Origin of the sequence: Pseudomonas wayambapalatensis (assembly GCF_049942315.1) — a bacterium.
Taxonomy (GTDB): Bacteria; Pseudomonadota; Gammaproteobacteria; order Pseudomonadales; family Pseudomonadaceae; genus Aquipseudomonas; species Aquipseudomonas wayambapalatensis.
Genome location: NZ_JBNFMU010000151.1, coordinates 1 through 11,035, shown reverse-complemented (window position 1 = coordinate 11,035; position 11,035 = coordinate 1). Strand labels below are relative to the sequence as shown.

Annotated in this window: 10 protein-coding genes; 8 read left to right on the top strand and 2 right to left on the bottom strand. The window is 64.4% G+C overall.

All coding sequences use genetic code 11. The annotated features are described in order from the left end of the window. Window positions 1-265: 265 nt before the first annotated feature. The 7 genes from cycA (at window position 266) to ACPZMI_RS09530 (ending at window position 8,131) form a co-directional block, all read left to right on the top strand. A complete protein-coding gene (gene cycA, locus ACPZMI_RS09560; RefSeq protein ID WP_411383351.1) occupies window positions 266-1,672 on the top strand; it encodes a D-serine/D-alanine/glycine transporter in 1,407 nt (468 codons plus the stop codon). Between the two features lie 270 nt (window positions 1,673-1,942). Further along, window positions 1,943-3,208 (top strand): urea ABC transporter substrate-binding protein, encoded by a 1,266-nt coding sequence (urtA, locus tag ACPZMI_RS09555; RefSeq protein WP_186665977.1) that lies wholly within the window; start codon window positions 1,943-1,945, stop codon window positions 3,206-3,208. Window positions 3,209-3,347: 139 nt separating this feature from the next. Further along, entirely contained in the window at window positions 3,348-4,835 is a 1,488-nt protein-coding gene (gene urtB / locus ACPZMI_RS09550) for an urea ABC transporter permease subunit UrtB (protein WP_426352112.1), read from the top strand. Next, complete coding sequence (urtC, locus tag ACPZMI_RS09545) at window positions 4,835-5,914, top strand: urea ABC transporter permease subunit UrtC (RefSeq protein ID WP_426352111.1); 1,080 nt, start codon at window positions 4,835-4,837, stop codon at window positions 5,912-5,914. Before urtB ends, urtC begins: the two co-directional genes overlap by 1 nt. Further along, complete coding sequence (gene urtD, locus ACPZMI_RS09540) at window positions 5,911-6,768, top strand: urea ABC transporter ATP-binding protein UrtD (protein WP_186665971.1); 858 nt, start codon at window positions 5,911-5,913, stop codon at window positions 6,766-6,768. Before urtC ends, urtD begins: the two co-directional genes overlap by 4 nt. Before the next feature lie 117 nt (window positions 6,769-6,885). Then, window positions 6,886-7,584 (top strand): urea ABC transporter ATP-binding subunit UrtE, encoded by a 699-nt coding sequence (gene urtE, locus ACPZMI_RS09535; RefSeq protein ID WP_426352110.1) that lies wholly within the window; start codon window positions 6,886-6,888, stop codon window positions 7,582-7,584. Between the two features lie 31 nt (window positions 7,585-7,615). Next, window positions 7,616-8,131: a GNAT family N-acetyltransferase gene (locus tag ACPZMI_RS09530; RefSeq protein WP_426352109.1), complete on the top strand. Its 516-nt coding sequence runs from the start codon at window positions 7,616-7,618 to the stop codon at window positions 8,129-8,131. A gap of 126 nt (window positions 8,132-8,257) precedes the next feature. On the opposite strand, the gene ACPZMI_RS09525 is transcribed toward ACPZMI_RS09530, so the two are convergent. Together ACPZMI_RS09525 and cbpA are read right to left on the bottom strand one after the other, a co-directional pair. Beyond that, the gene (locus tag ACPZMI_RS09525) at window positions 8,258-8,563 is read right to left on the bottom strand and encodes a chaperone modulator CbpM (RefSeq protein WP_186665968.1); all 306 of its coding nucleotides are present in this window, start codon (window positions 8,561-8,563) and stop codon (window positions 8,258-8,260) included. Window positions 8,564-8,565: 2 nt separating this feature from the next. Next, complete coding sequence (gene cbpA, locus ACPZMI_RS09520; RefSeq protein WP_426352108.1) at window positions 8,566-9,519, bottom strand: curved DNA-binding protein; 954 nt, start codon at window positions 9,517-9,519, stop codon at window positions 8,566-8,568. 163 nt (window positions 9,520-9,682) lie between these two features. On the opposite strand from cbpA, the gene ACPZMI_RS09515 reads away from it, so the two are divergent. Further along, complete coding sequence (locus tag ACPZMI_RS09515; protein WP_186665966.1) at window positions 9,683-10,954, top strand: Hsp70 family protein; 1,272 nt, start codon at window positions 9,683-9,685, stop codon at window positions 10,952-10,954. Window positions 10,955-11,035 lie beyond the last annotated feature (81 nt).

Below are 11,035 nucleotides of genomic sequence, written 5' to 3'. Positions count from 1 at the left end.
GCTTGCTGTGTGGGTTAGGGCTTCCTTGTTACTCAGCGTCCTTCCTGCTTGTCGATAACTCCGCTCCTCCGCGCAGGGCCAGTTCCTCCGTGCTTGGGTCCCTGGTTTTCCCCCCCGAAAAGGGCATCCGTTGATTTCAGTCATTCAAGAATCGCCACTGCACCGCCAAGATCGTGGCGATCTGTCACGCCCGCACCTTTGCAGTGCGTGTTAGCCTAACCGGCTTTCGCTCACAAGAAGACTGACCCTCAATGGAATGCAGCCTATGACCCGGACCTCATCCCCCCAGGCAGATGACCAGCATCTGCAACGCAACCTGACCAACCGCCACATCCAGCTCATCGCCATCGGTGGCGCCATCGGCACCGGCCTGTTCATGGGCTCGGGCAAGACCATCAGCCTCGCCGGCCCATCGATCATCTTCGTCTACATGATCATCGGCTTCATGCTGTTCTTCGTCATGCGGGCCATGGGCGAGCTGTTGCTGTCGAACCTCAACTACAAGTCGTTCATCGACTTCTCCGCCGACCTGCTCGGCCCCTGGGCCGGTTACTTCACCGGCTGGACGTACTGGTTCTGCTGGGTCGTCACCGGCATCGCCGACGTGGTGGCGATCGCCGCCTATACACAGTTCTGGTTCCCCGACCTGCCGCAGTGGATACCGGCGCTGACCTGCGTGGCGGTGCTGCTGTCGCTGAACCTGGTCACGGTGAAACTGTTCGGCGAAATGGAGTTCTGGTTCGCCCTGATCAAGATCATCGCCATCCTCGGCCTGGTCGCGACCGGGCTGTACATGGTCGTCACCGGCTTCCAGTCGCCGAGCGGCCACACGGCCAGCCTGGCCAACCTGTGGAATGACGGCGGCATGTTCCCCAATGGCCTGTTCGGCTTCTTCGCCGGTTTCCAGATCGCGGTATTCGCCTTCGTCGGCATCGAGCTGGTAGGCACCACCGCCGCCGAAGCGAAGAACCCCGAGCGCACCCTGCCACGGGCGATCAACTCGATCCCGATCCGCATCATCGTGTTCTATGTGCTGGCGTTGATCGCGATCATGGCGGTCACGCCCTGGCGCGACGTGGTCCCGGGCAAGAGCCCGTTCGTCGAACTGTTCGTGCTGGCTGGCCTGCCGGCAGCGGCGAGCATCATCAACTTCGTGGTGCTGACCTCGGCCGCTTCGTCGGCCAACAGCGGCGTGTTCTCCACCAGCCGCATGCTCTACGGCCTGGCCCAGGAAGGCGATGCCCCGAAGTCCTTCGAGAAACTCTCGCGGCGCGCCGTGCCGGCCAACGGCCTGTACTTCTCCTGCCTGTGCCTGCTGCTCGGCGCGGTGCTGATCTACCTGGTGCCGAACGTGATCGAAGCCTTCACCCTGGTGACCACGGTGTCGGCGGTGCTGTTCATGTTCGTCTGGACGCTGATCCTGCTGTCGTACCTGAGCTACCGCAAGCAACGTGCGGCGCTGCACGAGAAGTCGATCTACAAGATGCCTGGCGGGCGCTTCATGTGCTACGTGTGCCTGGTGTTCTTCGCCGGCATCCTGGTGCTGTTGAGCCTTGAGGCCGACACCCGTTCGGCGCTGGTGGTGACGCCGATCTGGTTTGTGATCCTGGCGGTCACTTACCAGTTCGTGCGCAGCAAGCGCCAGCCACGAGCGGTGGTGCGCGACAACTGATCTGCACAGGGCTGCTCTGCAGCCCTTTCGCGGGCAAACCCCGCTCTCACACTCATGGTGTGCAGTTTCACTTCGCCCCCAGCGCGCTGCGCATAAACTGCTCACCCTCTGGCCCCAATCCTGTGCAGGCTCGCCGAGCAAGCACCAACCTGGCCCCTGCCAGAGCCCCGCATCGAAGCACAACCCTTCTAATCCGCAGCTTCGCGCACCACGGCACAGCCTTTGCACTCTCCCCTCTGCCAACACCACAACACTCAGCGGAGAGAGCACATGAAGCGACGCAGTCTGATCAAGGCCTTCACCCTCAGCGCATCGATCGCGGCGATGGGCCTGAGCTGGAGCATCCAGGCGGCCGAGACCATCAAGGTCGGCATCCTGCATTCGCTGTCCGGGACCATGGCCATTTCCGAGACGTCGCTCAAGGACATGGCGCTGATGACCATCGACGAGATCAACGCCAAGGGCGGGGTCAACGGCAAGCTGCTCGAACCGGTGGTGGTGGACCCGGCCTCGAACTGGCCGCTGTTCGCCGAGAAGAGTCGCCAGCTGCTGACCCAGGACAAGGTCGCGGTAGTGTTCGGCTGCTGGACCTCGGTGTCGCGCAAGTCGGTGCTGCCGGTGTTCGAGGAGCTCAACGGGCTGCTGTTCTATCCGGTGCAGTATGAAGGCGAGGAGATGTCGCCGAACGTGTTCTACACCGGCGCTGCGCCCAACCAGCAGGCGATCCCGGCGGTGGAATACCTGATGAGCGAAGACGGCGGCGGCGCCAAGCGCTTCTTCCTGCTGGGCACCGACTACGTCTACCCGCGCACCACCAACAAGATCCTGCGCGCCTTCCTGCACAGCAAGGGCGTGGCCGACAAGGACATCGAAGAGGTCTACACGCCGTTCGGCCATGCCGACTACCAGACCATCGTCGCCAACATCAAGAAGTTCTCCGCGGGCGGCAAGACGGCGGTGATCTCCACCGTCAATGGCGACTCCAACGTGCCCTTCTACAAAGAGCTGGCCAACCAGGGCCTGAAAGCCACCGACGTGCCGGTGGTGGCCTTCTCGGTGGGTGAAGAGGAACTGCGTGGTATCGACACCAAGCCGCTGGTCGGCCACTTGGCGGCGTGGAACTACTTCGAGTCGGTGGAGAACCCGGTCAACCAGAAGTTCGTCGCCGACTGGAAGGCCTACGCCAAGGCCAAGGGCCTGCCGGGTGCCGACAAGGCGGTGACCAACGACCCGATGGAGGCCACCTACGTGGGCATCCACATGTGGGCGCAGGCGGTCGAGAAAGCCAAGTCCACCGATGTCGACAAAGTGCGTGAGGCCTTGGCCGGGCAGAGCTTCCAGGCACCGTCGGGGTTCACCCTGACCATGGACAAGACCAACCACCACCTGCACAAGCCGGTGATGATCGGCGAGATCCAGGATGACGGGCAGTTCAGTGTGGTCTGGCAGACCGAGCAGCCGCTGCGTGCGCAGCCGTGGAGCCCGTTCATTCCGGGTAACGACAAGCGACCTGACTATGCGGTGAAGGGCAACTGATTGCACGGGGGCCGCGTTGCGGCCCATTCGCGGGCAAGCCCGCTCCCACAGGTACGGTGCAAGGTCTGGAACCAGCGCGGTCCCTGTGGGAGCGGGTTCACCCGCGAAGAATCCACCACCGATTTCCAGGATTACCCGCATGCTCAGACTCCTGCTCACCCTCCTCCTCCTGCTCCCCCTGGCAACCCACGCCAGCGAGGGCGAATTCTTCCTCGGCGCCAAGCCCGCCGAACAGGCCAGCCTGCTCGAAGGCTGGGCCGCACAACCCGAACCGGCGCGCCTGGCGCTGCTGGAAAACCTGCGCGAAGGGCGCATCGCCGAAGACGACACGCGCAAGCTGCGCCTGAACAATCGCCTGCGCAGCCTGATCGACAACGCCCTGGCCAGCCATCAGTTGCTCAGCGCCGACAGCAGCGTGCGTCTGGCCGCAGCACGGCAACTGCAAAAAAGCGCGCAACCGGCGCAAATGGCGCTGCTCGACCGCGCCTTCGCCAGTGAGCCGGACGCCGCCGTGCACGCCGCCCTAGGCCTTGCCCTGGCCAACCTGCAACTGGGCGCCAGCGAACCTCGGGTACGCCTGGCCGCCGTGCGCCTGCTCGGGGAAACCGGCGACCCGCTGGCCCGCACCCGCCTGGAAGCCCTGCTGCAGCCAGGCGCAGAAACCGACGCCGGAGTGCGCACCGCCGCCGAGACCAGCCTGGCCCAAGTTCAGCGCAAGCTGCTGTTCGGTGAAATCCTCGGCCAGGCGTTCAGCGGCCTGTCGCTGGGTTCGATCCTGCTGCTGGCGGCCCTGGGCCTGGCGATCACCTTCGGCCTGCTCGGGGTGATCAACATGGCCCACGGCGAGATGCTGATGCTCGGCGCCTACAGCACCTACCTGGTGCAGGTGCTGGTGCAGCGCTATGCCCCAGGCGCGATCGAGTTCTACCCGCTGATCGCGCTGCCGGTAGCCTTCGCCGTCAGTGCCGGCATCGGCATGGCGCTGGAGCGCACGGTGATCCGCCATCTGTACGGCCGCCCGCTGGAAACCCTGCTGGCGACCTGGGGCATCAGCCTGATCCTGATCCAGGCGGTACGCCTGCTGTTCGGCGCGCAGAACGTCGAGGTGAGCAACCCGGCGTGGTTGTCTGGCGGCATCCAGGTGCTGCCCAACCTGGTGCTGCCGTACAACCGCCTGGTGATCATCGGCTTCGCCCTGGCGGTGGTGCTGCTCACCTGGCTGTTGCTCAACCGCACGCGGCTGGGGCTGAACGTGCGCGCGGTCACGCAGAACCGCAACATGGCGGCCTGCTGCGGGGTGTCCACCGGGCGCGTCGACATGCTCGCCTTCGGCCTGGGCTCGGGTATCGCCGGGCTGGGCGGGGTCGCCCTGAGCCAGGTCGGCAACGTCGGCCCTGACCTGGGCCAGAGCTACATCATCGACTCCTTCCTGGTGGTGGTGCTCGGCGGCGTCGGGCAACTGGCCGGCAGCCTCTGGGCCGCCTTCGGGCTGGGTATCGCCAACAAGCTGCTGGAGCCGCAGATCGGTGCGGTACTCGGCAAGATCCTCATCCTTGCGCTGATCATTCTGTTCATCCAGAAACGCCCGCAAGGCCTGTTCGCCCTCAAGGGACGGGTAATCGACTGATGAACCAGCCACTGCTTGTCACTGCCACACAAAAGGCCGGCCCCCGGCTGTCGATGGCCATCGGCGTTGTCGTCGTCCTGGCACTGCTGGCCCTGCCGCTGCTGTCGCTGCTGCCTGACGGCCATGCTCTGCAGGTCTCGGCCTACACCCTGACCCTGGTCGGCAAGATCCTTTGCTACGCCATCGTCGCCCTCGCGCTGGACCTGGTCTGGGGCTACGCCGGGCTGCTGTCGCTGGGCCACGGCCTGTTCTTCGCCCTGGGCGGCTACGCCATGGGCATGTACCTGATGCGCCAGGCGGCCGGCGACGGCCTGCCGGGCTTCATGACCTTCCTGTCGTGGAGCGAGCTGCCCTGGTACTGGGCCGGCACTCAGCATTTCGCCTGGGCGCTGTGCCTGGCGGTACTGGCGCCGGGGATGCTGGCACTGGTGTTCGGCTGGTTCGCCTTCCGCTCGCGGATCAAGGGCGTGTACTTCTCGATCATGACCCAGGCCCTGACCTTTGCCGGGATGCTGCTGTTCTTCCGCAACGAAACCGGGTTCGGTGGCAACAACGGCTTCACCAGCTTCCGCTCCATCCTGGGCTTCGAGATCACCGCACCGGGCACCCGCGCGGTGCTGTTCCTGCTCACTGTCGCCCTGCTGCTGGGCAGCCTGTACCTGTGCTGGCGGCTGACGCGCAGCAAGTTCGGGCGTCTGCTCACCGCGCTGCGCGACGCCGAGAACCGCCTGATGTTCTGCGGTTACGACCCACGCGGCTTCAAGCTGCTGGTGTGGGTGCTCAGCGCCGTGCTGTGCGGCCTGGCCGGGGCGCTGTACGTGCCGCAGGTGGGCATCATCAACCCCAGCGAGATGTCGCCGACCAACTCCATCGAAGCCGCCGTCTGGGTTGCCCTGGGCGGGCGCGGCACGCTGATCGGCCCGCTGCTTGGCGCCGGCCTGGTCAATGGCATGAAGAGCTGGTTCACCGTGGCCTTCCCGGAGTTCTGGCTGTTCTTCCTCGGCGCACTGTTCATCCTGGTCACCCTGTACCTGCCCAAGGGCGTGGTCGGGTTGCTGAAGAAAAGGAGCCAGCCATGAGAGGCATCCCTGCGGTTCATCCGGAATTCATGCTGGAGCCGGTCTTCGACCAGGTTGGCACTGGCCGCGACGCCATCGGCCTGGGCCAGCCGCGCAAGGCCGGGCTCGACACCCGCCATGGCACGGTGCTGAGCCTTGAAGACATCAGCGTCAGCTTCGACGGTTTCAAGGCGCTCAACGCGCTCAACCTGTACATCGGCGTCGGCGAACTGCGCTGCATCATCGGCCCCAATGGCGCGGGCAAGACCACGATGATGGACGTGATCACCGGCAAGACCCGCCCCGACACCGGCAGTGCGTTCTTTGGCGACACCCTGGACCTCACCCGCATGAGCGAATACCAGATCGCCCAGGCCGGTATCGGCCGCAAATTCCAGAAGCCAACGGTGTTCGAGGCGCTGAGCGTGCATGAAAACCTCGAGTTGGCGCTCAAGGCCGACAAGTCGGTCTGGGCCAGCCTCGCGGCGCGCTTGACCGGCGAGCAGCGTGAACGGATAGAGCACGTGCTGACGACCGTGCGCCTGAACAGCCTGGCCTCGCGCCAGGCCGGGCTGTTGTCACACGGCCAGAAGCAGTTCCTGGAGATCGCCATGCTGCTGGTGCAGGAGCCGCAGTTGCTGCTGCTCGATGAGCCGGTTGCGGGCATGACCGACGCCGAGACCGAATTCACCGCCGAGCTGTTCAAGGGCCTGGCAGGCACGCATTCGCTGATGGTGGTGGAGCACGACATGGGCTTCGTCGGCAGCATTGCCGACCATGTGACGGTGCTGCACCAAGGCTCGGTGCTGGCCGAGGGGTCACTTGCGCAGGTACAGGCGGATGAGCGGGTGGTCGAGGTGTATCTCGGTCGTTGAACAGAGGGAGTTGTGTCGGCCTTTTCGCGCTCCCACAAGGACAGCGTGATCCCTGTAGGAGCGGGCTTGCCCGCGAAAGGGCCGGCACAGTCAAAGCAGAATTGTCAGGAACCAAACATGCTCAAGATCGACACCCTGCACCAGTACTACGGCGGCAGCCACATCCTCCGAGGCCTGTCGTTCGAAGCCAGGATCGGCGAAGTCACCTGCCTGCTGGGCCGCAACGGTGTGGGCAAGACCACCCTGCTGCGCTGCCTGATGGGCCTGGTGCCCGCCCGCGAAGGCAGCATCGAGTGGGAGGGCAAGCCGATCACCGCGCTCAAGCCCCAGCAGCGAGTGCATGCCGGTATTGCCTACGTACCCCAGGGCCGCGAGATATTCCCGCGCCTGACCGTGGAGGAAAACCTGCTGATGGGCCTGTCGCGCTTCAACGCCCGCGAGGCACGGGAAGTGCCGGCGTTCATCTACGAGCTGTTCCCGGTGCTCGAGCAGATGAAGCAGCGCCGTGGCGGCGACCTCTCCGGCGGCCAGCAGCAACAGCTGGCGATCGGTCGCGCCCTGGCCAGCCGCCCGCGCCTGCTGATCCTCGATGAACCCACCGAAGGCATCCAGCCGTCGGTGATCAAGGAAATCGGCGCGGTCATCCGCAGCCTGGCCCAGCGCGGCGACATGGCCATCCTGCTGGTCGAGCAGTTCTACGATTTTGCCGAGGAGCTGGCCGACCAGTACCTGGTCATGGCCCGCGGTGAAATCGTCCAGCGTGGCCGCGGCGAAAACATGCAGGCCGAAGGTGTGCGCGGGCTGGTAACCATTTAATCTGCAGCATCGACTTCGCGAAGACACTGCCATGAGCTACCTGATCCGTGATGCCCTACCCGACGACGTGGCGGGCATCCTCGACATCTACAACGATGCCGTGCGCAACACCACGGCGATCTGGAACGAACAACAGGTAGACCTGGCCAACCGCCAGGCCTGGGTCGCTGCACGTGTAGAGAAGGGCTATCCGGTGCTGGTGGCCGTGGATGAAAGCGGCGTGCTGGGCTACGCCTCCTTTGGCGACTGGCGTACCTTCGAGGGCTACCGCTTCACCGTCGAGCACTCGGTGTATGTGCGTGGGGATCAACGTGGTAAAGGCCTGGGGCCGGTGCTAATGCAGTTGTTGATCGAACGTGCACGCAGTTGTGGCAAGCATGTGATGGTGGCGGCCATCGAGAGTGGCAACGCTGCCTCGGTGCGCATTCATGAGCGGCTGGGGTTCGTGGTGACCGGGCAGATGCCGCAGGTGGGCGTCAAGTTCGGACGCTGGATGGACCTTACCTTGATGCAGTTGGTGCTGAATCCAGGTGCCGAACCAACCTGAAATTGATGTTGGCTGTGCTGGCCTCTTCGCGGGCAAGCCCGCTCCTACAGGTACTGCGCGGGTCTCATATACGGTGCAATACCTGTGGGAGCGGGCTTGCCCGCGAAGAGGCCAAGCCTGCAAACCTCACATCTGGGTAAACCGCCCCAACCGCTGCCGCAACATGCTGTTCTCACTGCGCAACTGCTGCACTTCCTGCAGCAACTCCAGCGCCAGCGCCACCCCTTCCCACTCCAGTTCCAGCTCCTGGTGCAGCTTTGCCGCACGCTTGGCCAGCAGCGGCGCCTGATCGTCGAATAACCAGTCCTCCGGGGTGCGCCCGGAGGGTTCGACAATGCCGTGCTCGACGATTTCGATCACACAGTCGGCCGTGACATCGGCCTCCTGACACAAGGTTCGCATGTCCAGTTGAACGATCAGGGTGCTGCTCATGGTCACTTACTCCATTGTGTCCTCGGGTTGAACGCGGCCTTCTCGGAGAGTTTGGTCCACAGTTCGCGAGTGGTCGCATCGGAGGTGCTCGGCATGACCACCTTGAGCTGGGCGTAGAGATCGCCACGCTCGCCCTGCTTGTTCGCAAGGCCCATGCCCTTGACCCGCAGGCGCTGCCCGCTCTGGCTGTCGGGGCGGATGGTCAGGTTGATCTTGCCGGTCAGTGTCGGTACCGCCACCTTGGTCCCCAGCGCCGCCTCCCAGGGGGCCAGCGGCACGGTGATGATCAGGTCGTGACCTTCGACATCGAACAGCGGGTGCGGCGCCATGCGGATGGTCAGGAACAGGTCGCCGTTGGCGCCACCGCCCACGCCCGGAGCGCCCTGGCCCTTGAGGCGGATGCGCTCGCCATCGGTCACTCCGGCGGGGATCTTCACGTTCAGCGTCTTGGTGGTGAAACCGGTGCGCTGCCCGGCAGCGTTGGTCTGCGGGACCTGGAAACTGATCTGCTTGGATTCCTTGCTCAGGGTCTCTTCGAGAAAGACCGCCAGTTCCAGTTCCACGTCCTGCCCTCGCCTGCCGGCACTGCGCTGCTGGCCGCGTGCGCCGCCAAAGTGATTGCCGCCACGGGCACCGAAGATCGAGCTGAAGAAGTCAGAGAAATCGCCGCCCTCGAAGCCGCCACCACCGCCGCGGCTTTCCCAGCCTGGCGGCGCCTGGAACGGCCGGCCATGCTGGCCGCCGTACTTGCGGATCTCGTCGAATTCGGCGCGTTTCTGCGCATCGCCCAGCACTTCGTAGGCCTCGTTGGCCTCCTTGAACTTGTCCTCGGCGTCACGTTCCTTGCTGACGTCAGGGTGATACTTGCGCGCCAGCTTGCGGTACGCGGCCTTGATCGCCTTCTCGTCCGCGCTGGGCTCGACGCCGAGTATCTTGTAATAGTCTTTGAAGTCCATCTAAGGATCACCAGTAGGAATTTTCGTGTTGCATCTGAAGATTGGGGTCAAGCATAGCCTTTCAAGGTTCGCTTGGGTTTGTCTTATGGCAGACGATCGGTCTTGATTCTGTCGGCCACTGGCATAAACTGCGCGGCCGTTTGGCCTCCGGAAGCCCCTCCCCATGTCTGACCTATCCCCGGCTCGCGCCCTTGGCATCGACTTCGGCACCTCCAACTCCACGGTGGGTTGGCACCGCCCTGGCGTCGAATCGCTGATCGCCCTGGAAGAGGGCAAGATCACCCTGCCGTCGGTGGTGTTCTTCAACATCGAGGAGCGGCGCCCGGTGTACGGCCGCCTGGCCCTGCACGAGTACCTGGAAGGCTACGAAGGCCGCCTGATGCGCTCGCTCAAGAGCCTGCTGGGCTCCAAGCTGATCAAGCACGACACCAGCGTGCTGGGCAGCGCCCTGCCGTTCAAGGATCTGCTGGGCATGTTCATCGGCGAGCTGAAGAAACGCGCCGAGGCCAATGCCGGGCGCAGCTTCGACCAGGTGGTGCTGGGCCGCCCGGTGTTCTTCGTCGATGAAGACCCGGCGGCCGACCAGGAGGCCGAGGATACCCTCGCCGAAGTAGCGCGCAAGATCGGCTTCAAGGACGTGTCGTTCCAGTACGAACCGATCGCCGCAGCCTTCGACTATGAATCGGGCATCAGCCGCGAAGAGCTGGTGCTCATCGTCGATATCGGCGGCGGTACTTCGGACTTTACCCTGATCCGCCTGTCGCCCGAGCGCCACCTGGTCGATGAGCGCCAGGATGACATCCTCGCCACCGGCGGCGTGCACATCGGCGGAACCGACTTCGACAAGCAACTGAGCCTGCAGGGCGTGATGCCGCTGTTCGGTTATGGCAGCCGGATGAAGAGCGGCGCGCTGATGCCGACCAGCTACCACCTGAACCTGGCGACCTGGCACACCATCAACGCCCTGTATTCGCAAAAGTCGCAACTGGCCCTGGGCAGCATGCGCTACGACATCGAGGATGCGCTGGGCATCGACCGCCTGTTCAACCTGATCGAACAGCGCGCCGGGCACTGGCTGGCAATGGAAGTGGAGGCCAGCAAGATCGAGCTGACCGACCAGGCCAGTCGGCGCATCGACCTGGGCAGGGTCGAGCCGGGCCTGGCGGCGGACCTGACCCGCGGCCTGTTCGAGGACGCCATCGACGGCCTGCTGCAGCGGGTCCGTGGCAGTGTCAGCGAGCTGCTGGCCAAGGCTGGGGTCAGTGAAACGCAGGTGGATACGGTGTTCTTCACCGGGGGTTCGAGCGGTATTCCGGCGCTGCGCAACAGCGTTGCGGCGATGCTGCCCAATGCGCGGCATGTGGAAGGCAATATCTTCGGCAGCATTGGCAGCGGGCTGGCCATCGAGGCGCGCAAGCGTTACGGGACAATTTGATCCTTTGCCTGTACTGGCCTCTTCGCGGGTTTACCCGCGAAGAGGCCAGTACAATTTCAAGCACCCCCTCAGACCAGCTCC

Bases quoted from the DNA above. Each gene is read 5' to 3' on its own strand.
- ACPZMI_RS09530 (WP_426352109.1), top strand. From the start codon at position 7,616: ATGAGCTACCTGATCCGTGATGCCCTACCCGACGACGTGGCGGGCATC.
- urtE (WP_426352110.1), top strand. From the start codon at position 6,886: ATGCTCAAGATCGACACCCTGCACCAGTACTACGGCGGCAGCCACATC.
- cycA (WP_411383351.1), top strand. From the start codon at position 266: ATGACCCGGACCTCATCCCCCCAGGCAGATGACCAGCATCTGCAACGC.
- urtA (WP_186665977.1), top strand. From the start codon at position 1,943: ATGAAGCGACGCAGTCTGATCAAGGCCTTCACCCTCAGCGCATCGATC.
- ACPZMI_RS09525 (WP_186665968.1), bottom strand. From the start codon at position 8,563: ATGAGCAGCACCCTGATCGTTCAACTGGACATGCGAACCTTGTGTCAG.
- urtB (WP_426352112.1), top strand. From the start codon at position 3,348: ATGCTCAGACTCCTGCTCACCCTCCTCCTCCTGCTCCCCCTGGCAACC.
- cbpA (WP_426352108.1), bottom strand. From the start codon at position 9,519: ATGGACTTCAAAGACTATTACAAGATACTCGGCGTCGAGCCCAGCGCG.
- ACPZMI_RS09515 (WP_186665966.1), top strand. From the start codon at position 9,683: ATGTCTGACCTATCCCCGGCTCGCGCCCTTGGCATCGACTTCGGCACC.
- urtC (WP_426352111.1), top strand. From the start codon at position 4,835: ATGAACCAGCCACTGCTTGTCACTGCCACACAAAAGGCCGGCCCCCGG.
- urtD (WP_186665971.1), top strand. From the start codon at position 5,911: ATGAGAGGCATCCCTGCGGTTCATCCGGAATTCATGCTGGAGCCGGTC.